This is a genomic window from Tolypothrix tenuis PCC 7101, assembly GCF_963874875.1.
GTDB lineage: Bacteria > Cyanobacteriota > Cyanobacteriia > Cyanobacteriales > Nostocaceae > Aulosira > Aulosira tenue.
Genome location: NZ_CAWNJS010000001.1, coordinates 962,063 through 985,049, shown reverse-complemented (window position 1 = coordinate 985,049; position 22,987 = coordinate 962,063). Strand labels below are relative to the sequence as shown.

Annotated in this window: 20 protein-coding genes; 10 read left to right on the top strand and 10 right to left on the bottom strand. The window is 41.0% G+C overall.

Going from position 1 to position 22,987, the window contains the following annotated elements; genetic code table 11:
- Window positions 1-210 precede the first annotated feature (210 nt).
- Both AACU25_RS03985 and AACU25_RS03980 read right to left on the bottom strand, forming a co-directional pair.
- Entirely contained in the window at window positions 211-387 is a 177-nt protein-coding gene (locus tag AACU25_RS03985) for a ribbon-helix-helix domain-containing protein (RefSeq protein ID WP_190445986.1), read from the bottom strand.
- A gap of 2,024 nt (window positions 388-2,411) precedes the next feature.
- Window positions 2,412-4,040 (bottom strand): DUF6930 domain-containing protein, encoded by a 1,629-nt coding sequence (locus AACU25_RS03980; protein WP_096574008.1) that lies wholly within the window; start codon window positions 4,038-4,040, stop codon window positions 2,412-2,414.
- 308 nt (window positions 4,041-4,348) lie between these two features.
- Between AACU25_RS03980 and AACU25_RS03975 the strand changes: the two genes are divergently transcribed.
- The 3 genes from AACU25_RS03975 to AACU25_RS03965 all read left to right on the top strand — a co-directional run bounded on the left by AACU25_RS03975 (window position 4,349) and on the right by AACU25_RS03965 (window position 5,579).
- Window positions 4,349-4,705 (top strand): iron-sulfur cluster assembly accessory protein, encoded by a 357-nt coding sequence (locus AACU25_RS03975; RefSeq protein ID WP_096574007.1) that lies wholly within the window; start codon window positions 4,349-4,351, stop codon window positions 4,703-4,705.
- Between the two features lie 94 nt (window positions 4,706-4,799).
- Window positions 4,800-5,222, top strand: coding sequence for a tetratricopeptide repeat protein (locus AACU25_RS03970; RefSeq protein ID WP_096574006.1), 423 nt, complete (start codon window positions 4,800-4,802; stop codon window positions 5,220-5,222).
- 114 nt (window positions 5,223-5,336) lie between these two features.
- On the top strand, window positions 5,337-5,579 hold the full coding sequence (locus tag AACU25_RS03965; protein WP_096574005.1) for a hypothetical protein: 243 nt from the start codon (window positions 5,337-5,339) through the stop codon (window positions 5,577-5,579).
- Window positions 5,580-5,599: 20 nt separating this feature from the next.
- On the opposite strand, the gene thyD is transcribed toward AACU25_RS03965, so the two are convergent.
- Window positions 5,600-6,520 carry a thylakoid membrane protein ThyD gene (gene thyD / locus AACU25_RS03960; RefSeq protein WP_096574004.1) on the bottom strand — a complete coding sequence of 307 codons (921 nt, stop codon included), beginning with the start codon at window positions 6,518-6,520 and terminating at the stop codon, window positions 5,600-5,602.
- A gap of 192 nt (window positions 6,521-6,712) precedes the next feature.
- On the opposite strand from thyD, the gene AACU25_RS03955 reads away from it, so the two are divergent.
- Window positions 6,713-7,060: a hypothetical protein gene (locus AACU25_RS03955; RefSeq protein ID WP_096574003.1), complete on the top strand. Its 348-nt coding sequence runs from the start codon at window positions 6,713-6,715 to the stop codon at window positions 7,058-7,060.
- Between the two features lie 285 nt (window positions 7,061-7,345).
- On the opposite strand, the gene AACU25_RS03950 is transcribed toward AACU25_RS03955, so the two are convergent.
- The 4 genes from AACU25_RS03950 to AACU25_RS03935 all read right to left on the bottom strand — a co-directional run bounded on the left by AACU25_RS03950 (window position 7,346) and on the right by AACU25_RS03935 (window position 14,339).
- The gene (locus AACU25_RS03950) at window positions 7,346-7,849 is read right to left on the bottom strand and encodes an FHA domain-containing protein (protein WP_096574002.1); all 504 of its coding nucleotides are present in this window, start codon (window positions 7,847-7,849) and stop codon (window positions 7,346-7,348) included.
- A 212-nt stretch (window positions 7,850-8,061) separates the two neighbouring features.
- Window positions 8,062-10,527 carry a heavy metal translocating P-type ATPase gene (locus AACU25_RS03945; RefSeq protein ID WP_096574001.1) on the bottom strand — a complete coding sequence of 822 codons (2,466 nt, stop codon included), beginning with the start codon at window positions 10,525-10,527 and terminating at the stop codon, window positions 8,062-8,064.
- Between the two features lie 742 nt (window positions 10,528-11,269).
- Window positions 11,270-11,545 carry a TM2 domain-containing protein gene (locus AACU25_RS03940; RefSeq protein WP_096574000.1) on the bottom strand — a complete coding sequence of 92 codons (276 nt, stop codon included), beginning with the start codon at window positions 11,543-11,545 and terminating at the stop codon, window positions 11,270-11,272.
- A 1,219-nt stretch (window positions 11,546-12,764) separates the two neighbouring features.
- Window positions 12,765-14,339, bottom strand: coding sequence for a CPBP family glutamic-type intramembrane protease (locus tag AACU25_RS03935; protein ID WP_096573999.1), 1,575 nt, complete (start codon window positions 14,337-14,339; stop codon window positions 12,765-12,767).
- Window positions 14,340-14,521: 182 nt separating this feature from the next.
- Here AACU25_RS03935 and AACU25_RS03930 point away from each other — a divergent pair, with 182 nt between their 5' ends.
- Together AACU25_RS03930 and AACU25_RS03925 are read left to right on the top strand one after the other, a co-directional pair.
- Complete coding sequence (locus tag AACU25_RS03930) at window positions 14,522-14,752, top strand: hypothetical protein (RefSeq protein ID WP_096573998.1); 231 nt, start codon at window positions 14,522-14,524, stop codon at window positions 14,750-14,752.
- Between the two features lie 367 nt (window positions 14,753-15,119).
- Window positions 15,120-15,962, top strand: coding sequence for an SPFH domain-containing protein (locus AACU25_RS03925; protein WP_096573997.1), 843 nt, complete (start codon window positions 15,120-15,122; stop codon window positions 15,960-15,962).
- A 78-nt stretch (window positions 15,963-16,040) separates the two neighbouring features.
- Here AACU25_RS03925 and folP read toward each other — a convergent pair whose 3' ends face one another.
- Together folP and tpiA are read right to left on the bottom strand one after the other, a co-directional pair.
- Window positions 16,041-16,895, bottom strand: a complete 855-nt coding sequence (gene folP / locus AACU25_RS03920) for a dihydropteroate synthase (RefSeq protein ID WP_096583469.1) — start codon at window positions 16,893-16,895, stop codon at window positions 16,041-16,043.
- A 156-nt stretch (window positions 16,896-17,051) separates the two neighbouring features.
- Window positions 17,052-17,777, bottom strand: coding sequence for a triose-phosphate isomerase (gene tpiA, locus AACU25_RS03915; RefSeq protein ID WP_096573996.1), 726 nt, complete (start codon window positions 17,775-17,777; stop codon window positions 17,052-17,054).
- Window positions 17,778-17,989: 212 nt separating this feature from the next.
- Between tpiA and AACU25_RS03910 the strand changes: the two genes are divergently transcribed.
- Complete coding sequence (locus AACU25_RS03910) at window positions 17,990-18,592, top strand: hypothetical protein (RefSeq protein WP_096573995.1); 603 nt, start codon at window positions 17,990-17,992, stop codon at window positions 18,590-18,592.
- Window positions 18,593-18,646: 54 nt separating this feature from the next.
- Complete coding sequence (locus AACU25_RS03905) at window positions 18,647-20,101, top strand: GTP-binding protein (protein WP_096573994.1); 1,455 nt, start codon at window positions 18,647-18,649, stop codon at window positions 20,099-20,101.
- A gap of 154 nt (window positions 20,102-20,255) precedes the next feature.
- Here AACU25_RS03905 and tnpA read toward each other — a convergent pair whose 3' ends face one another.
- Window positions 20,256-20,663, bottom strand: a complete 408-nt coding sequence (gene tnpA / locus AACU25_RS03900) for an IS200/IS605 family transposase (RefSeq protein WP_096573610.1) — start codon at window positions 20,661-20,663, stop codon at window positions 20,256-20,258.
- Window positions 20,664-20,742: 79 nt separating this feature from the next.
- On the opposite strand from tnpA, the gene AACU25_RS03895 reads away from it, so the two are divergent.
- Window positions 20,743-22,080: an RNA-guided endonuclease InsQ/TnpB family protein gene (locus tag AACU25_RS03895; protein ID WP_096573611.1), complete on the top strand. Its 1,338-nt coding sequence runs from the start codon at window positions 20,743-20,745 to the stop codon at window positions 22,078-22,080.
- Window positions 22,081-22,457: 377 nt separating this feature from the next.
- Entirely contained in the window at window positions 22,458-22,934 is a 477-nt protein-coding gene (locus AACU25_RS03890) for a PD-(D/E)XK nuclease superfamily protein (RefSeq protein ID WP_096573993.1), read from the top strand.
- Window positions 22,935-22,987: the final 53 nt, after the last annotated feature.

Here is a 22,987-nt window from a genome sequence, read left to right as displayed (position 1 = left end):
CATCAGTTGCTACATTGAGCCAACTCTAAAATACACATATTTTAAGTCTGCAACACTACCTTATGTGGTAAACTCTACGACCCACTGCTTTTTCAACTTTAGTCTTCTACTTTTGGAAGAAGACCAAAGTGATTCCTCTTTGATTTATTGCCTATTTGGAGGGCAATGAAATAAAAACAAGTATTTAAAGTATTGTTGACAAATACCTGTCTACCTGCTTACTTCTTTAGTATCATCAGCAATGGATAAGCCTCTAATCAATTCGCGAATTACATCCGTTGCTGGTCTACCAGTTTGCTGACAGTATTGTTCGAGTTTTTCAGCTTCCTGTGCAGCGAGATTGACAGTTATACGTTTTACAGCCCACTTCTTATTTGTCATTATCATGTTAGTTGCTATATATTAACATCATCAAAGACAGCTAATTAAAGATGAAAAGGATAAAATTCTTAGAATTAGTGTCAGTAAACAAGCAATGCCATTAACACTAAAAATGCTAGTTTTCTCAAAGATTGTTCATTTTCCAATAAAATATAAAAGGTATATTTGCTTTAATACTGTTGTGACAGGAAAAATACCGCACACTTGCCTTTGAAAGGTCTTGCATCGGTACGAGTATCTTGGTAGAAGCAAAACAATGAAGTTTTATAAATCAAGGGTTGGCCATACTGTTAAGTAAATCAAGATAGTTGATTTTTTTCTTTAGCAAAAGCATTTGTTTTACGCTCAAGACTAAATTGGTTAAAAAATTCTGGAAAAAACATAATATCATAAGATCTAACAATCAAGTTTTAGAACATTAACATTGTTAAACGCTTTCTGGGAAAGGTGTTTTAGCAATCTATCTAGTTGGCTATTAATCAGTGTTCAGTTCAGATTAACTAACCTTCTCCGCTCTGAAGTGTTTACCATTCATAGCATCTAGCTGCTGACATAAAACGTCATACTCATAGATGAAGATGCCATTAGAGTGAAGGTTGAGGTAATTTCTGTGTACACCTCATCTGCACAGTTTGATGTAAAAATTTAGTAGATTGTCATGAACTCCTAATTAGGTAGATTGCTTTTATCAATTCTTGTTCCTATAGGCAATAGCAAATGATGGTGTTATTCACTTCTATCAATTAAGAGAAAATTGCTACCAAATTAACAGCTTTACATTTGTATTTTTGGTAATTTTTGTTATTCATATTTCTGGCAATTTACCACTATTTTTTCTTAAAGCAATGAATTTTTCGGCTCTGAGATAGTTGCTAAATTAGTTGACAACTATAAATGGTTGGCATTTTTTAAGTATTCATCTAATTAGAATAATAACTATCAAGATAAGTCCTGAATAGCTTGTCTAGCTAGTGATGAATATGCAAGGGATTGCCACAAGACATTATTTGCCTTCAATCATTATTTTGTAACATCAGGTTACTGTATAAAAAATATTGTACACTTCAATATTTTTTGGGTGCATTTATTAGAGCGATTCTGTATAAACTTTAAGCAATCTTTATCCAAGACTTAAATCATAGTAATTATTTACTTTGTAAAATAATTACATAAGAAAATAGAACTGCCTAAAGTTTCAGTGAATAAGATTCATAAATAACAAAATCCTAATATGTAATTTAAAACCTAGACAAATGTCTGCTCAAGTTTGATAATTTTAAAAGCCTCAAATAAGCAGCAAACCCAGTCGATAGAGTGCTAATTAATACATCTATAAATATCAGAATAAGTAAGGATATAACAGCAAACTATAGTTACTTCATAAAGTTTTGAGCAAGTAAATCATCAGCCTATACTGAGTCAAAATACTGATGTCATCATGGAATTTTGGGTTGGCGGCAAGTTCCATCGCAGAAAAGCACAACTTTTGAAATACGGCAGTAAGATATTGCTTCAGTTAGAATTTACGCTCCCACGGCTTGAAGCCGTAGGATTCTTCTTTCAACCAGCCAACTTGTCTAGAGGAGTTTCCCCACCTAGATAGAGGTCGTTCTGTCCAGAAGCTTTAGATTCTGTGCGCCCCACAGTACTTTTTAGTCCTTTGTTCAAAATCATAATCGCTGCGTTGTTAAGCCGGGGAACCCGTCCAACAAACTGGCTCAACTTTGCGCTATTTACGCCGTGCTGTACTAGGTACTAACTTGAAAAAGGGCATGGGGCATGAGACATAGGCCTAGGAGAGAAAGATTTTCATGCTTGGTTGTGCCAAAATTTGGCGTGATTGACTAACTTAACAATAGAGATTAGGAGCTAGAGAAGAACGATTTTTATACTTGCTTGTGGATTGATGCTGTGAATAGATGCTTTGAAAACAAACATTAAGAAATAAGGGGAGCGAATAAATATATCTATCCCCAATGAAATCTAACAATCCTTTAATAAGGAGGTATGTATCCTCCTTCTAGTAAAAACTATTCAAATTGAAGTTCAGGTACGAGTTGCAAAGTACCAATACCTAAATCTTTTGGTGAAAGCGATCGCGCTTCAAACAAAGCCATCATATCTCGTAATTGCGGGTTGCCACGAGCCGCTCCTGTCAATCCTTTGGCAATAATTAAACCACAGTAGCCTTTAGTATTTTTACAGCGCTGATTCCATTTTCTGCGAGCTTCTACGTGGATGGGATCGTCATCTAAAAATTCCCCGAAGAGAAATAATTCATCATTTTGGGTTTGTAATAAACCTAAGTCGTATTGATTGCCATCAAAGGGATCTGCGCCAGGATTAAAGCAAATAGCTTTTAATCCCCCAGCGGCTTCTAGATTTTCAATTACCGTCTTTGCTCTGGGGCGAGAAGTTTGAATTAAAATTACCGGCAAACCATCACCTACCTTGGCAATTTCACCCACAGGATGATAGGTAACGCCTTGGCGCAAATACTCCAGCATTTCCCAAGAGACTACTCCTAAACTTAAGAACGAGTCTTCGGGGATCAAATCATCTCGTAATGAATGAAACATCATGGAGGAGTCTGCCATTTCATCATCAATATCTAAGCCTGCCATTTCCTCCAATTCCGCCGTCAATTCTGGCATGGTAGAGACAGTCACAGATACAGTTTTCGTTGCTTCATCGGCATGAGGAAGTGTAATCCGATAGCGATGGCTGAGGCTGGGGAAGGAATCTGCGTATAGTTGGCGACGGTGATCGCGGATAAAGCGGTTAAGGCTTTCTAAAGCGACAAAGACAACTAATGCTTCTTCGTCATACAAAACAGACCGCAATCCTTCTAAAGGGTGGATATTACCGAAGGTAGGGTCAACTTCTGATAACGGTAGATCTCCTAAATCGCCATCATCTTCTTCATCTTCATCATTACGTTCAAAGGTAAGAAACAGGCAATCTTGCTTGAGAAAAGCTTCTTCCAAACGTCCTTGTGATTCTTCATCTTGTAAAACAGCGGCACGAAATTGCTTGAGGGAATCTTCGGAACGGTAGAACAAAATGCCATATTCCATCCCCAGCATCCCCATTACAGAGGCATAGAGTTTACCTACATCCCATCTATTGATTTCTATGGATAAAATTTGCTGTTCTTCCAAGAATTGCCAAGGAGATGCTTGCCAAATCGCGAAAGCCTTTTCTTGCAAAGCTTGGGCATACTGAGGAGGTAAATCAGGGATTTGACTATCAAGAATTTCCCCAAAAGAGCGAAATAGTTCATCAATTAAAGGCAATTCTGGTGCGTAGTCAATGGCGATGTCTAAATCTTGTAATACTCCACGCAGATAAAATTGGATTTCGCGATCGCGCACGACAATTCTTTGGGGACGAGCTGGTTTTGCTGGACTATGGGGATGTTCCATCGCCCGCATTAAAGTCCGAACAACCGCCTCCGGCCCTGTTTCTGTAGCAACTACATCCATTCCTCTGACAATACCTTGGGAACCGTCCACCCAAAGAATACAATCGCCCTTTCCTTCTGGATCTCTGGGTTGGGTTTGGGAAGATGACAACGGACGGCGATCGCCCTCCCATACAGAAGGAATTTGGGTTAATTTCTTCAACCGACGACTGGTAGAGCGATTAAAACTTGTCATAGAGTAAGTTAATTAAAAGAAGCAATTTATCCGTCAATTTTTGTGAGTGGTTAGCCTCAGATACAATTTTCCTAGCCTTTACCTGAATATTTACTGGCAATTTAGGCTACCACAAGGCTAAATCTCCAAAAATAGCGAATCTTAAAACGCACCGAATCTCTCAATTCTAGAATAAAAATATTTAGCAGCTTTTGACGCAGTCTTTACAATTTACCAATCAGGGACATCAATGTCGCTAGAATGGATACAAAAACACTAACTACAACCCCAGCATACTGGTGACAGCAATTTAGGAGTTACAACAGCATATGACACAAGCCACTCAGCCACAACAACGTGGAATTCAGTTAAGCGAAACCGCATTACGTCAAGTAAAATCTCTCCGTGACAAGCAAGGTCAAGATTTATGCTTACGGGTAGGTGTGAGACAAGGCGGCTGTTCTGGGATGTCCTACATGATGGACTTTGAAGATGCCAGCAAGATTACCCCCCAGGATGAGATTTTTGACTATGATGGCTTCAAAATTGTTTGCGATCGCAAAAGCTTATTATACCTCTATGGCTTAATGCTGGATTACAGCGATGCCATGATTGGTGGCGGCTTCCAATTTACTAACCCCAATGCCAACCAAACTTGTGGTTGCGGTAAGTCATTTGGTGTGTAGTTCACAGTCAACAGTCAACAGTCAACAGTCTTAATTATTGATCCTTCACTATATGATCCTTTACTATTGACCCTTGACCCTTGACAACTGACCAATGACTAATACTGTTGAATCCCTGTTTGATACAGGTTTAGAACGCTATAAAGCAGGAGAAAGCGCTGCTTCTTTAATTCCTGTTTTTAAAGAAGTTTGCGATCGCTCTCCTAAAAGTAGTTCTGCTTGGACTTGTTTGGCTTGGTTATATATGCTGGACAACAAAGCCAACTTAGCTTACAAAGCTGCACTCAAGGCAGTTAAGCTCAATCCCCAAGACCCACAAGCCAGAATTAATCTCGCCGTAGCTATGTTAGAAACCGGTCAAAAAGGTTTGCGGCAACATATTGATTTCGCCCAACAGTTAATTTTTGTAAATCAAGAGTGGGAACAGGAAGTCAGAAACAGCATTGAAGATGGTTTAACTAGAAAACCAGATTGGCAGAGTTTGGCAAAAGTCAAAGGCTGGCTGTTTGATAATTAGAGGTGCTGAGGCTAGGGGCTAAGGTCTAGATAGTAAAATGATTGAGACTATCAAAATCAAGCTGAGTTTTTCATCCTTAGCTCCTAGTCCCTAACCCTCAATCACTAGTCCTGTATGAAAGATAAATTGTTAAGCTGGCTAAACTTTGTTTTAGTCGCAGATGTATTTCTGGTTTTGTTTGGCTTTGCCTGGTTTGCGATCGCAGTTATTGGAGACGCTTCTGGTATCAATTTAGGGCTAGATTTGTGGCATCAACTCTGGCAACCTTTATTTAACCCCGCGATTGGGATTCTCATGGGAGGCGCACTTCTGAGTGGTTTAATCAATTGGGTTTCGCGCAAATTCCAGGCTGATTAGTTTAATTGTTGATTGTTGACTTACTGCAAAATTTGTCTAAGCGCTGGTGGTAATTCAGGATACTGATACTGGAAACCTGATGCCATAGTGCGCTTAGGTAGCACTTGTTGACCTTCCAAAACAACTTTTGCACCATCTCCTAAAAGCGCTTCTAAGGCCAAAGCTGGTACAGGTAACCAAGAAGGACGATGCATTACTTGTCCTAGAGTTTGGCTTAACTCTGTCATGCGAACAGGGTTAGGAGCAGTAGCATTATATACGCCTTCCATTTCTGGTTTAGCGATCGCTTGGAGAATCAGATTAACTGCGTCGTCTAGATGAATCCAAGAAAACCATTGCCTACCACTACCAATAGGGCCACCGGCAAAAAGTTTGAAGGGAGTAATCATTTTACCCAAAGCGCCACCCATTCCTAGGACAATACCAAACCGGAGAATGACTAAGCGTACGCTAGCATCTTTTGCCTTGTTTGCTTCTGCTTCCCAGGCGAGACAGACTTCCGAGAGGAAATCATTTCCAGATTGGCTGGTTTCTTCAAAGGTAGAAGTTTCGCTAGTACCGTAGAACCCAATAGCTGAGGCGTTGACTAACACCTGTGGTTTAGGGTTAGCTTTAGCTATTGCTTCCACAATTTTTTGTGTTCCTAGCTGACGGCTATTCAGAATTTCTTTTTTGTGTTCTGGTGTCCAGCGTTCTTCAGCGATGGGTTCCCCGGCTAAGTTCACCACAGCATCACAACCTGCGATCGCATCCTGCCAAGAGCCAGATACAGTGGGTGTATAAGCAATAATCTCTACATTAGGGAACGCTTGAGAAGGAAAAACTTTTCTGGCAAAGGTTGTATTACGAGTTAACACTAACACCCTATTACCTTCTTGATGGAGTCGTTCTACCAAACGACTACCGATAAATCCTGATGCTCCCGCAATTGCTATTTTCATAATCCTCTACCTCCGCCAAAACCTATTTTAAAGTTTTTTATCAAATTTTCAGCTTCCAGTTCTCTTCTTTTTGGGTAAAAAGACTTGGTTTGAGATTTTGGATGAGATTTCTTTAATGAATCTGTAATCACTTGCTGTTTACATGCTTCGATATTATAGGATGGACGGAGTGTTGCAAGGCGTGGGGCTATTATGGCTCGCTATACCTGTTCATTTATTGTTTCTGTTCCTGTTGAGCATCTCCAGCCGTTGCTTGTAGATTTGCTACAAGACTGTGAATTGGATATTCAATACTACACAGGCGATTACATTATGGCTCGAGAGATACCTGGGACTGTTTCATTTTCTAAAATGGTTAAAGTGGAAGTACTGATTGATAAATCGACAGCCACCGAAACAGAAACCCGCATGAGTATTGTGGTTAAAAATGAGGAACTGCCACTCCAACTAGATAATCACTGCCGACAAATGTTTGAATTTCTCAAGCAGGCGATTGAACACAGTCGCCATTGGCATTTGATTGAAAGTTTAGCAGGGTAATTTTTGCTACATCTCATTTTAGGCATCGGCTGCGGCTAGCTTCAGGCAAAGCTAGCTCAAGCAACGCGCCAAAAATTATACTCATACCAATTTTAAATGGTGAATTTAGCTCAAAAGTACTGACTCTAGGCTTTTCGAGTCAACTCTGTTTAATAGATGTTGTCATGTCCAACTCATCATGACAAACGGTAGCTTACAGCTTCTGTATCTGTAAGCAGCCTATGAAGACATTGGCTGCTTGAAATTCTTTGAGCAAGCGCCTCTAATTTGATAATTTTATGGGTTTTAGATTTCCTCTAAATCATCAGTCATACCCGGATTGATTAGTGTAATATCATACTCACTAGCATCCGTCATACCTGAGCGATGAGTATTTCTTAACAAGTAATAAATGGCACGTACTTGCGGGCCAAAAACAATCTCGTCTTCATTTCGTAGATCGTGGGATGGTGTCTTTCGTCCATTAATCATGAGACCGTTAGAACTGAGTTTGCCTTTAGCATCGCCATCAACAATTCGGTAATAATAGCTTTGGCCATTTTGTTCACGCGGTAATCTGACCAATGTGGCATGGCGGCGAGAGACAAACTGCGACACTAACCGGATATTGCAATCACGGTCTCTACCAATAGAGTAGATGGGATTTTCTAGCGAAAATTCCTTACGACCTTGATCGTCCTCCAGAATCAGAAGATGGCTTTCGTTGGTTTCTGCGGCCATTGATGCGTCGTTGCTAAAATCGCTTGAAATTTGATTGCTGAAGATGTGTTTAATATAGTTTCCTGCCATTATTACGCATTACAGTCTGTGGTACTGCTTTAATAAGCATTTAAGTGCATTTTGACTCGATAGAGTAGAATATTACTCTTCTACTCCTGTTACTTTCATTTTAGGAAGATTCTCAACAGATGTGGTAGATGCATCAATCCTGATAATTGTTTCAATCTGTCGGGAAAGGCAGAATTACGATTGAGTTGAGAGTATTATCTCCTAAAAGAAATTTACGGTCGATGAGCCAAACGCCGTAATAAAACTGAGTTACTAACAACACTAACTGAGCTGAATGCCATTAATGCGGCGGCACCAGATGGGCTAAGGAGAAAACCCAAGCTTGGTAACAAAACACCTGCTGCTAAGGGAATACCAATTGTATTATATGCAAAAGCCCAGAATAAATTCTGACGGATTTTGTTGAATGTGGCACGGCTGAGGTGAATTGATTCCACAACATCGCTGAGGCGATCGCGCATTAATACAATAGCAGCAGTTTCCATCGCCACATCGGAACCTGAATATAAAGCAATTCCCACATCTGCTTGTGATAAAGCAGGTGCATCATTAATTCCGTCTCCCACCATTGCCACAATAGATTTTGGTTTGGAGTTGTGCGTCATCTCGCCAGTCTGCAGGGATTGGATTGCAGCGGCTTTTTTGCTGGGGGGAACACCAGCAATCACATCATCGCTACTTAGTCCCAGTTGTTTACCGATCGCACTCGCCGCTTCTTGGCGATCGCCACTGAGTAACATCACCCGTAAACCCATCTGGCGTAATTTATCGACTGTAGCTTTCGCATCTGGTCTCAGGGTATCAGCAACGCCAATAATTCCGGTTAAAATCCCGCCAACTGCCACACAAACAACTGTTTTACCCTCTGCGGCTAATTTTTGGCTTAACTGTTGTGCAGTCTCACTAATGGCAATTCCGTGCCAACTCAACCATTCCCAATTTCCCAATAAGACATTTTTACCTTGGACTACAGCCGATACACCTAGTCCTGGTTCTGTGTGAAAATCTACAGCCTCAGGGATAGTTAATTCTTGTTGCTGTGCTTCCTGCTGAATGGCTTTAGCAAGAGGATGGTATGTGCCGCTTTCTACAGCTGCAGCAAATTGCAGGAGGGATTGGGGATCAGTTACTAAGGAAGATTCGCCCTCAGAGGCTAATTCTTCAATTAGCAGACAATCTGTAACAGTGGGATTACCTGTAGTCAACGTGCCTGTTTTATCAAAGACTACTGTATCTAGCTGGTGAACGCGTTCCAAAACGTCACCACCTTTAATTAACAAACCACGTTCTGCACCTAAGCCAGTCCCAACCAAAATGGCTGTAGGTGTAGCCAAACCCAAAGCACAAGGACAAGCCACCACCATAACTGCGATCGCTAATTTTAAGCTGATCAGGAGTGGAGAATAATGAGTGCTGAGTGCTGAGTGCTGAGTGGGGAGTGGGGAGTGGTGGGCCATTTCCATGCTGGTGGACATGGCAATATCTGGCCAGATGTGAACACCTAAGAAGTACCAAAAGACAAAGGTTAATGAAGCGGCTGCTAATACACCGTAGGTAAAGTAACCAGCTACCGTATCAGCTAATTTCTGAACAGGTGCTTTCCGAGTTTGGGCATCTTCCACCAAGGCGACAATGTGGGCTAATGTGGTATCGCTACCTGTACGGGTGGCTTGAATTGCGATCGCGCCTGATTGGTTAATCGTACCTGCTGTAACAAAATCTCCAGGTTGCTTAATTACTGGTACAGCTTCCCCTGTCAGCATGGATTCATCCACTGTGGTTTGTCCCCACCGCACCTCACCGTCAACGGGGATTTTATCACCAGGCAATATCTGTAACCATTCCCCTACCCGTACCTGTTCGGCAGGAATCTCGATGCTAGCAGAACCGATAACGGCATCTCGACCTGCACCATCTTGCCCAATTTTCTCCGGGTTAGCAATTAACCGCGCTACTTGTGGCTGTAATGCTAGCAATTGCCGAAATGCTGCCGCAGCACGACCTCTGGCTTGTTGTTCTAATGTCCGCCCCAAAAGAATGAAGCCTAACATCATCACTGGTTCATCAAAGAAGCACTCCCAACCCATTTGTGGGAAGAGTAACGCCACCAAACTAGCTGTATAGGCTGTTAAGGTTCCCAAGCCGATCAAAGTATTCATGTTGGGCGCATTTCGCCGCCAGCCTAGCCAGCCATCAACTAAAATTGGGCGACCAGGAAATAGTATCGCCACTGTTGCCAGTCCACAATGGAACCAGATGTTATTTAAAATTGGCAGATTTGAGCCGCTAATCGTACTAAAATGCCCAATTCCTGAAAAAACTAATAGCAAGCCAGCAACCACTAATTGCTTGAGTGCAGAGTGCATTTCTCGGCGCTGACGTGCTTCTGGATCTTCTCTATTTGATGCGCTGGCGGCTGTTCGAGGCTGGGTAGGGAAGCCATTGGCACTCAAATGCTTTGCCAATTGTTCAGCATCCACTACACCCACTTCTGACTCTACAACTGCGACCTCAGTCGCCAGGTTTACACAGGCACTCTTGACTCCTGGATGTTGAGTTAGCTGCCTTTCTACTGCTTTCACACACCCAGCACACTTCATGCCCCCAACATCCAGAATTATTTTCTCTGTAATGGGCATCATTTCTGGGGTGAGATTCGTTTTGGGAACAAGTTGCATGGCAAGAGTTTAGTTAAATTCGCTGCAAATTAGGACGCTTGTAATGAGCGTCCTAATTTGAGGGTAGGCGAAATCTGGAACTAAGACTGCTTGTCGCAGATAAATTTAAACAAGGGATTGGGGATTAGGGATTAGGGACTGGGGACTGGGGATTGGGGATCGGGGATTAGGGACTGGGGAGATGAGGGGGATAATAAATGAATTTATAAATTACCAATTACCAATTACCAATTACCAATTCTTATAAGATACATAGACTAATGCTGCAATTTGGATAGGCAGAAAAGCAATTAGGCTTTTTAAAAAATAGTTGATTTCTAGATTCGACATAGTGATGAAATACGCCGCACCAACTAGCAAGAAAAAGGCTAAGGAAAGTTTTTGATGTTTGATGTTGAGCATAGTAGTAGATATAAAATGTAAATATAGGATTCATATTTGATTTTTGAACAAATACGTAGGGTGTGTTGTCGCGCAGCGCAACGCACCAAAGCCTAGAACACGGTGCGTTACACTTCGTGATAACGCACCCTACATATACTTAGATTTTTTCAGAAATCAAATCGGATTCCTATATATAGAGTTGTTTGCAGAAAATTTATTTTATTAATGATATCGATTGTTTGCAGATAACCGACTTTTTATAAAAGTCGGTTATCTCAATATTTATGCATGATTTAGGATTTGTATATGCATTTAGCTTACATAGCCTGAAATATCAGTGAGATTGTGAGCTATAAATCTAAAACCAGCCCTGCTTATTTACAAAATAAGTATCTACAAATTCTTCTTGAGACTTGTTTAAGTAAATCATGCCTTCAATCAAACCTATAAGTTGCATAATTAACAAAGTAAAGCCGTAGGTAAAAGTACCGCCAATTACTGTGATAACTAGCATAATAAAGCCTTCTGGAGCATAACCGAGAATAAACTTATGTACTCCAAAACCACCGAAAATAATGCCACAGTAACCAGCGATCAGTTGTTTGTTCGCTTGGCTGGAGTTGAGATTTGCCATATTGACTGCTGCTCCTGGAGAAATAGGGGGTAATTTTAAATGATTCTTTCAGAAAAGTAGTAAATATATTCACTGAGGAAATATATTTTTACTTTCCCTAACGAAAAAGCTCTAATTTAGATAAATAAGCATAACCAAATTGTTACGATACCTGAGGAATCGTCAGCATAATGGTTAAGGGTTAAAGATAAGGATAAAAAGGAAAAGTAAAACCTTTAACTATCACCCTTAAATTTTTTACCCAAATTAAACTTTCTGTTCAAAATGTTGAATCGGGTACTTTTGAAACAGAGGTTATTTGATATTGTCTGGAACTATATCGTGCTTCGATACCTGATTGACTTTTGTATCTTTAGGTAACAAATTTCAACAGATGAGTTTTGCCAAATCTTAGGTGAATTTTTCTCTTGAGGAGAATTCACTTTCAATTATCAGCAAATACCCCTATGTTGGAATACCCCTATTTACAAGTTCATCAGTTTTATGTCCGGAATTTTTTGGATATGGCTGCAATGATGAGGATATATTTAACGGAAACTTTATGGAAAGTACCAGTATAGGCATCTTTCCACATAAAAGAAACAATTTTTCCGCTACCAAAATATATGGAAGTAGATTGTGCAAAAACTCATCAATCATTGCTAGCTACTTTGCCAAACATTCTGAAACAGAATTCTTGGTAAGCTAATCCCCATCTCTACAAGGGCTGATATGGCTTAGAGGTAACTCAATGTCACTCTAGAAATCTACTATGTATTTTTTGGTATTGCTGAAGTGGTTTATAAGCTGTTCCATATTTAACTTGCATATATTGGGCGGGCAAGATGCCCACCCCACAATAAATATACAATTTTAGATTATGCAAACTAAATGTGGTTTAGCTTACCATCAGCAATATTGACCCTAAAAATAGCATTTATTGATGGTAAGTACTGACTGGAAAAAATGCTGAGTACTAAGTAATGATTAAAAAATACTAGTACATAGTCTCTAACATCTAGTACAACACGGCGTAAATAAAGCTACCGTTTCAAACAGTCAAAAGCCCAGATATATAAACCTTTTGACTTTTGACTTTTGACTTTTGACTTTTGACTTCCGCCTTGCGGTACTAGTCTGTAGCTGGCTTTATAGCCGCAATGATTGTCATATATTATTGCCATATATGGAGATGAAAGCAAATATTTTTCTGCTTCGGCAACCGTAAATTTACGTATAATTAATTACCGCTACCTAGAATAAACAAACTGAGTAGAGTGCCACTATTCCAAAGACTGTGAAGAAGCATCGGTGCGAGGAGATTACGCGATCGCGTGTAGACTACACCTAAGACGATCCCCAAGGCAGTGAGAGGGAGAATTTCCGATAAGCTGAGGTGAGCAGCAGCAAATAGCAAGCTACTGAGCAGAATTGATCCCCACACGGGAAGGTAACGAGTCAGGGAAGGTAACAAGAAGCCGCGAAACAGAATTTCTTCAAAAACAGGAGCTGCGATCGCAGCTGTGATAAAAAATATTCCTAGTGCGACAGTATCTTGACTTTCTAATGCTAGTTGTAACAAGGGATTACTACCACCTTGTCCTTGCCATAACTGTTGATTAATCAAAGACACAACCACTACTATCGGTAAAGCGGCGCAATAGCCACCCAGCCCCCACAAAAACCAATTACTGCGAAGATTGAAGCGAAACCAGTATTCTGGTAGTGGGAAAAAGCGCTTAATCGATAAATATAGTACTGCTAGCGCGCCTGATGCGACGATAATATAACGCAGCAAAACCGAGAAAGCCTGAAAGCGCACATCACCACCACTCAAAGAGAAGGGGAGCAGGGATAATATCAATGGCACAAAAACTTGCCCCATCAAGAAAAAGCCGATGACAAAAACTTGGAGAATCGTTTCACCACCCCAAGGAGTTGACCAAGCTACATCAGCATTTTGAGCTAGTAAAGCGGCTTTTCCCTTCACCAAATATTGCACTAATACTGCAATTAGCAGTACTATCCCAATTACAGCTGCCAAGGTGGGGATGATCCCAATCACCGCTAATTTCACTACAGCTTGAGTAGCAGCTTCTTGTTGTGCTGCTTTAACTGTCGCCAGTGCATCAGGACGTTGCTGAAGTTGGTATAGTTGCACTAACGCAGTAGCACGAAACCAACCATCTAAATTTTTTTGAATCAACTGTTGAGCATTGGGGAGCAAACGGGGAGGATTACTCCACAGCCCGGTTAACACAGCAGAGGTTTCGGGAAATTCTGGATTAATATCTGAGCGTTGCTGGAGATCATCCCAAGTCTTAATTGCTGTCTCAGTTTTTCCCTGCTGTGCTTGTAAAATTCCCAGACGTAAATCTAATTCCGCCGATAACTTTTGCAGTTGCTTGATAGACTGCTGCAACTGTTGCTCTTGTGGATTAGCCGGATTTTCTCCGGGACGAGTTTCTGGTAAAGGTTTAGACGGTGCGGGAGTGTCAACTGCAGGAGAACGCAATTTTTCCAGTTGAGTTTTAGCCTTCTCCAAATTGGTTTGTACCGATTTCCGCGCATCTTGATATTGCTTGGCAGCATTTTCCAGAGGTTCCTCACCCAGTATGGTTTCGCGAACCACTTGTAAATTTTCTTTGCTGCTTTCTTCTGGTTGCCAAGCTTGTGCTTGCAGCGCCAAATTTGTTTGGTACAACTCCAAGCGGCTTTGAAACTGAGGTTCCTGCCAACTGCCAAATAAAGACAAGCCAGACAACACCAAGGAAATCAGCGTTAATCCAATTAAACCCAACCGTTTGATAGTCATGATCTCCCCTTGACTAACCTGTTTAAAGCGCGTACCCCTTGGAATTATCGCAAGAAAAAGGGGGATTGGGGAATGGGGATTGGGGATTGGGGAATGGGGATTGGGGATTGGGGATTGGGGATTGGGGATTGGGGATTGGGTAATTGTTTTTTTCTGAGTAGTAGGGGTACTGACGTGTCGTGATGTTGGTGACCAATGTCGTGATGTTGGTGACTAATGTCGTGATGTTGGTGACCAATGTCGCCATGTTGGTGACCAATGTCGTCATGTTGGTGACCAATGTCGCCATGTTGGTGACCAATGTCGTCATGTTGGTGACCAATGTCGTCATGTTGGTGACCAATGTCGTCATGTTGGTGACCAATGTCGTCATGTTGGTGACCAATGCTTATGTTGTCGTCACCACAGCTTAAGTAAAACTTATCAATCAACGTTATTCTGGTTTTGATGACTGCTTGTGCGTCAACTTAAAGAGTCAAGCCTTTCGTGGCTTGGTCAATATGCGATCGCAACCACACTCAGCAAACAATACAATGGTGGAGTTGAAAACCGTTGTTATGAGAGGCCTAGACCTTGCCAGTATGTAATCAAGGTGCTTTAATAGCGATTGCATTGAGGCAAAATGCCCTATCTGCACAAGACGAGTTGAGACTTGCGATCGCAATGTTACGGCTCGTGTTCGGAAAATTACAAACTTAAAACATTAGACTGAGATTTAGGACAAGATAGTACCATGTCCTTTAAACTAAAATTTCTCCAAAAGCTAAATTAGGAGCAGATATGGAGCCAATTATTGCTATAGTCTTAGCGCTTATAGGTTATGCCTTAGGATCTGCGAAACTGATTAATCAAGGGAATGTCGCTTTAGTAGAGCGATTGGGGCGATATCATCGTAAATTAAGTCCAGGGCTGAACTTTATTGTTCCCTTGGTGGATCAGATCGTCATGGAAGATACTACACGGGAGCAGTATATAGACATTAAGCCCCAGAATGTCATCACCAGAGATAATATCTACCTAGAAGTTGATGCTATTCTTTACTGGCGCATCAAAGATATAGAAAAGAGCTTTTACGCTATTGATGATCTCCAAGGCGCACTGGTACAGCTAGCTCACACCACTCTCCGGGAAATTATCGCTCAGAATACGGTAGAAGAAACCAATGTCTCTCGCTCAGAGATGGACAGAGCCATTTTAGACCAGTTGAATGATACAACATCTGGTTGGGGTGTTGAGATTATCCGCTTAGATATTCAACGCATTACGCCACCTGAAAGCGTGCGGAAGTCAATGGAAGAGGAAAGAGCCGCCGAAATCAAAAAACGGGCGCTAATTTCCGAGGCTGAAGGAGAACGTCAAGCCGCGATTAAGAAAGCAGAAGGAACTATGACTTCTATGCAAATAATTGCTGAAGCTTTACGCACAAATCCTGAAAGTAAGGAAATTTTGCGTTATCTGGTGGCTCAAGATTACATCAATGCTAGTTACAGGCTAGGTGAAAGCCAAAACGCTAAAGTTGTCTTTGTAGATCCTGGCAAATCAGGTGATTTGATGAAAGAGATGATTGCTGAGAGTACAAATATAGAAGGTAATGGCACACCCAATGGTAATGGGAATACCTAGATATGTGGCGTAGAATTTAGGTGGTTTTGCGATCGCTAGGTTTCTAGTCAATCGGTATATTTATTTACAACATATTCACTAATCTTGTGTTGTTTGCCGAAACAAAGCATCGGCTACAAGTGAAACATCTCGCATTTCTTGCACATCGTGAACTCGGAGGATATCAGCACCATTAAAGATAGCTGCACAACAAGCCGCAGCTGTTCCCCAGACTCGTGCTTTGGGATCTGCTTGATTGAGAATCCGACCGATGAAACTTTTACGAGAAGGCCCTACTAAAATAGGGCAATTAAGCGCTCTCAATGACCGCAAGCGGCGAAAAATTTCTAAATTTTGCTCATAGTTTTTCGCAAAACCAATACCAGGATCAATAATTATTTTCTGCTGGTCAATGCCTACAGCTATTGCAGCAGCTATTTGTTTTGCAAGAAAATTATAAATGTCTGCCATTAAATCTTTATAATCAGTCTGTTGTTGCATCGTCTGCGGGTTTCCCCGGATGTGCATCAACACAATAGGCACGCCTAAACTAGCTACCGTTGACAACATTTCTGAGTCAAAAGTGCCGCCAGAAATATCATTAATGATGTCAGCGCCAGCAGCTACAGATGCTCTAGCTACATCTGCCCTAGTTGTATCTACAGAAATCGGGATATTAATTCCGGAACGCAGGGCTTTGACAACTGGTACCACTCGCTCCAATTCTTCTACAACAGTTATTTGCTCTGCTCCTGGTCTGGTAGACTGACCACCGACATCAATAATATCAGCGCCAGCAGCTACTAGTGCTTGGGCTTGTGCTACAGCTGCAGCAGTAGAGTGAAATTCACCACCATCACTAAAGCTATCAGGCGTTACATTTAAGACACCCATGAGATAAGTCTGCTGTCCCCATTGGAAACAGCGTCCCCGAATCATTAAGTTAGTTGACATAGACAAATTAGGGGTGAGGAAATAGGGATTGGGGGCTGGGGATTGGGGACTGGGGACTAGAGAGACAAATAATTCAAAATTCAAATTCTATTTGACTTTTGAGTACAGACGCGATTAATCGCGTCTCTGCGGCTCTTGACAACCGCAAAATGGAAACTACTTGTAGTTGACAATTCTGGCGAAACTTTCAGCTTCTAAGCTTGCGCCTCCTACCAGAACACCATCGATTTCAGGTTGAGCCATAATCTCATCAATATTATTGGGCTTAACTGAGCCACCATATTGAATCGAAACATTCGCATTAGTCAACTGGCTACGAATTAAGCCAATTACCCGATTTGCTTCTGTGACTTCACAAGTGTCGCCTGTACCAATTGCCCAAATTGGTTCATAAGCTATCACCAAATTATCTTGATCGACATTGACCAAGCCCTTCTCTAGCTGACCGATAATCAACGATTCTGTTTGACCAGCATCTCGTTGTTCTTTAGTTTCGCCTACACAGAGAATGGGGGTAAGACCGCTCTTTTGAGCAGCTTTCAGCCGCAAATTAACAGTTTCGTCTGTTTCGCCAAAATATTGTCTTCTTTCGCTATGACCGACAATTACAAAGCGCACACCAATTTCTGTCAACATGGGGCCGGAAATTTCGCCAGTGTAGGCTCCATTTTCTTCCCAGTGGACATTTTGCGCGCCTAATTGGATACGGCTACCATGTAAATACTTAGACAAAACACTTAAGTCAGTGAAAGGAGGACATAGTAGTACTTCACGTTCTTCGGGTGTTTCCTCTAAGTGAGGCAGAAATCCGCGTAAAAACTCTTCGGACTCTGCCTGAGTTTTGAACATTTTCCAGTTACCGGCAATAACTATTTTCCGCACAGGTGATTTAGTCAAGTTCCTAACGCTACTAGATGCATTTTTCAATTTACTACTTTTTCGGACACTCCTTTCTGTAGGAGTGCAGTATTGGGCACAAGAAGGGCTAAACCAGGGTATTTATCACAAAAATTTTATTTTCCATCCGCCAGCCCTCATCGCCTAATAATGAAGATAAACTCAGGCTATCCAGTAAATTGAGAAAATGAGTATTTATGCCCTACAGTCAATTTACCATTGAAAAAGTGAAACAAGATTTTCACCTAAACACTGTAGAGGGAGTGCGCTTTTTTCCCGAATCGATTGAACTTGTACATCCTTCCCCTAGACTGCAAGCTATTTTAGAGGATTTACCTTGGGCGATCGCTGTCGATACAGAAAAAGCCCGTTCCGAAGTAATTATTAATCCGGTACTGTTGGAAATACGCCGCATCCTCAATTCCTCAATTAGCGTCTTTTCTGGGGAAGAATTTAACGTTGATCCCAGTATTGGACTCAATGGCATTTGTGATTTTTTAATCAGCCGTTCTCCAGAACAATTAACAGTGGAAGCACCTGCAATTGTCATTGTTGAAGCGAAAAAATCAGATTTAAAATCCGGACTGGGACAATGTATTGCAGAAATGGTAGCTGCCCAAAAATTCAATGAAGCCAAAGGACAATCTATCACCGCAGTTTACGGTACTGTCAGCAGTGGTACGCAATGGCGATTTCTCAAACTGGAAGGGCAAACGGTGACAATTGATTTCACAGATTATCCCCTACCACCGATTGAAACTATTTTGAGTTTTCTCCTGTGGATGGTGAAAGACGGTTAAAAATAACTAGGATCAGATCTGAGGTAAATCCCAAATCTCACATCTAAAATTCACATGACTTCGATATTGCCCGAACCTCATCACAGCGACTCACCCAACTGGGAGGAAGAACTAGATAGTGCCATTTTTAGTTTTGAAGATATTCAAACGGAACTCAACTATAAAAGGGCACAAACGGCGTTACAAAATTTGGTAGCTAATCTTGACCTGTCTCCCCAAGAAAAACAGGGCTTAGAGGCGGAAATTAATGATTTAGATACCATGCTGGGGAAGTTAGAACGCATGGTGGTACAGATTGCTGCTTTTGGTATGGTGGGGCGTGGTAAATCTTCTTTACTCAATGCTTTAGTTGGGCAAAGTGTATTTGAAACAGGGCCCCTACATGGCGTGACTCGTGATGCACAGCGTGTAAATTGGAGTATCAACGAGGAAGCAATCGGAGAAACTGAACGTGCTTTAAGAGTCACTTTACCAGCCGTGGGCAAATCTCAGGTGGAATTAATTGATACGCCTGGATTAGATGAGATTGATGGTGAAACTCGCGCTGTATTAGCCGAACAAATAGCAAAACAAGCAGATTTAATTTTGTTTGTTATTGCTGGCGACATGACCAAGTTAGAACACCAGGCCCTTTCGCAGCTGCGAGAAGCTGGTAAACCGATAATTCTGGTGTTTAACAAAGTAGACCAGTATCCGGAAGCAGACCGGATGGCAATTTATCATAAAATTCGCGATGAGCGAGTTAAAGAGTTACTCTCGCCTCTAGAAATTGTCATGGCTGCAGCATCACCATTAGTCAAAACAGCAGTTCGTCGTCCTGATGGTAGCAGAGGTGTGCAGTTGCGTACAGGTAATGCTCAAGTTGACGAATTGAAGTTAAAAATCTTAGAGATTTTGCAGCGTGAAGGTAAAGCTTTAGTGGCTTTAAATACGATGCTGTATGCAGATGTTGTCAACGAGCAACTAGTACAGCGTAAACTGATGATTCGAGAACAGAACGCCAATGCGCTAATTTGGAAAGCTGTCATGACTAAAGCATTAGCGATCGCTCTCAATCCAGTTACTGTAGTAGATATACTCAGCAGTATTGTCATTGATATTTCGCTGATTGTGGGCTTATCGAAACTCTACGGTATTCCCATGACGGAAGCTGGTGCTGTGCAATTGCTGCAAAAAATTGCTCTGAGTATGGGCGGTATTGGCGCTAGCGAACTATTGGCAAATTTAGGTTTGAGTGGATTAAAAACCTTACTGGGGATCTCTGCGTCAGCGACAGCTGGTGCTGCTATTGGCCCTTATATTTCAGTAGCAGTAACTCAAGCCGGGGTAGCGGGTGTTTCTTCTTACGGAATTGGTCAAGTTACTAAAGCTTATTTAGCAAATGGCGCAACATGGGGGCCTGATGGGCCAAAAGCAGTAATTAGTAAAATTTTGGCAACTTTGGATGAGGCTTCTATTCTCAACCGCATTAAAGAAGAATTACTCACAAAAGTCAAGTTGAGGAATTAGACTACTGAAAGTACGCCTCATTTTTAACTTAACGCGAAAGTCCCTACCTTCAGCGAAGCAAGGTAGGGATGAATAGCGGGTTACGACGATTGCATACCTGACCAAAATCAACCGCAAGGTTGATAAGGGAATGGTATGTATGAGGAGTAACCGATCAATCTTCTGGTGTTTCTTGAGATTGTATATATTGCTTGATTCTCTCGATTGGTGCGCCACCAGTAGAAGCAACATAATATGAACCAGACCAAAATACAGGTTTTCTATAAAAAGTAGATAAATGTTCTGAAAATTCTTTTTGGATAACTCTACTAGACGCTGATTTTAAACTACCCACAAGAGCAGATAGATTGTTATCAGGATGAAAGTCTATTAGTAAATGAACATGGTCTATTTCACCAGAAAACTCGATTAGTCTGCACTTGGTTTTGATACAGACATTAGCAAATATTTCATGCAACCGTTCCAAAATTGGCGCGGTTATTGTTTTGCGTCTGTACTTGGTCACAAATACAAGATGTAGGTGAATAGAAAAAACTGAATGAGAACCTTTTCTAGGAACCACTTGACAAGCCTATACGTCAACCGTAATATCATAAAACAAATCAAAAAAGGAGGCAAATAAATCAGTGGCTACAAGGCGAATGACTTTTCGGTTATACCCAAACAAGCAAATAGAACAGTCTTTGAGGTATCACCGAAAGTTACACAAAGACTTGTACAACGCTGCTGTTTATAACAGATTTACTCAATATCAAAAATTCAATCATTCTGTTAGCTATTTCGAGCAACAGAATTGTTTACCTGCATTTAAAGATGTTTGGACAGAGTACAAGGAAATTAACTCTCAAGCTTTACAAGCAACTCTAAAACGAGTTGATTTTGCTTTTGAAAGATGGTTTAAAAGTTTAGGTAAGCGCCCTAGATTTAAGTCTATTCGTCATTATTCTGGTTGGACATATCCAGCCAAAAGCGGGTACTCTGTTGAATCTAATGGGGAGAATGGATACCTCAATCTCTCTATGATTGGACGTATTCAGATGCGAGGTCAGGCTAAGTTTTGGGGAACTCCTACTACTTGCACCATTGTTCACAGAAATGGTAAATGGTACGCATCTATTACCGTTGATTTGCTAGACCAAGTTCTAAAACCAAATATTTTACCAGTTGGCGCAATTGGTATAGACTTAGGTTGTAATTCAGCATTATCAATTACCGATGGTGAAAATCATCAACAAATTGAAGCACCATTATTCTTGAGGAACGCTGAACACCTAATCAAAAAAGCTTCTAAGAGTAAAAGACGGAAGCAAGCGCCAAATAGAAATAAAAAAATCAAAGCTTCTAGAAGATGGAAAAAAGCCCAATCTAAGGTTAGCAAGATAACTCGTAAAGTTGCTAACCAGCGTCAAAATTGGGTACATCAGGTTGCATCAGAAATAGTCAGCAGTAATAGCTTCGTTGCAACTGAAAAACTAGAAGTCAAGAACATGGCTAGTAAAGCAAAGAAAGGCAAGCGCAAAAAGCAAAAAGCTGGTTTGAATAAGTCAATACTTGACGTTGGTTTTGGAATGCTTCGGAGTACCATCAAGTATAAAGTTGAGCAAATTGGTGGTGTGTTTGTAGAAGTTCCTACCAAGAAAGTAAAACCTAGTCAAACTTGCCCAAAATGCGGTCATCAGCACAAAAAGACTCTTGATATTAGAGTCCATAATTGTGCTGTTTGCGGATATCAACAAGACCGTGATATTGCTGCTGCTGAAGTAATGCTTTACTGGGCAAAAGGCACTCTACCGGGGTTAGGAACTAGCCTCGTAGACGCAGAGTCGTCTGGCTCTACTTCATGCACCAAGGCGCGTCAGCAAGCTGGAAGTATGAAGCAACTAGGGGCGAAGAAGCGTCAAAAATCTGTGGAAGTCTCCGCTAATAACGAACTGAGGGATGTAGAAACCCACAGTTCAGGCGGAGCCAACTGTGGGTAGTTCATTAGGAATTAATCATTGTCGCTGCTTCTATTGCATTTACCATCAATTAATAAAACATCTTGGTACAAAGGTACTAAAAAATTGAGTTTTTCTCGATTAATCCGGTTATCAATTTAGAACACTGATTCCTTTATCGAACACAAGTATTTTGTTGGGTAAGCGATACTATATCTTTTGTTCAAACCCTGATGATAGCTACTGCTTAACCTACTGTTTACTACCAAATGCTACGCCTAGCGTGCTTTCTAGTCAGATTAAATTGCTCATAACCTGATTGCTATATAAAAATTGAAAATACATATGAAGTAACATACCAATAGTGGCTACTTCCATGAAATCCTAGAATTTAGGAAACTTTGGCAGAGTAATTCGGTATGGCTATGACTCAAGGCGCACGGGCAAATAAATCTGGCAATATCCTCGAAGGAAATGTAGAAGCAATTTTGAATGGACATAATTATTTCCAAGTAGGAAATCATGTGTCCACAGAGTTTCTTCTCACAGCCACTTTATTACCCAAGCGTTATGCGAAGCAGGTTTATATCGGCGCAGGAATTTATCAAACTGCTTTAAAGGTTGACTTTTTTGTTGTAGGCGCGTCAACCAGTCCATCAGGATTAATTATTGAGTGTAAATGGCAAGAAAGTGGTGGTTCTGTTGATGAAAAGTTTCCTTATTTAAATTTGAATATTAAAGAGTCTTATACTGCACCAACTATAGTAGTGATTGGTGGAGAAGGGATGAGGGAAGGTGCAATTAATTGGTTGAGACAACAAGTTACATATAATCGTAATTTATTAGCAGTTTATACATTAGATAGATTTATCGCATGGTCAAATAAATATTGCTAATTAATTAGCTACTCAATAAACTTACTAGTAAATTGTAAATTTATTTTTTGGCT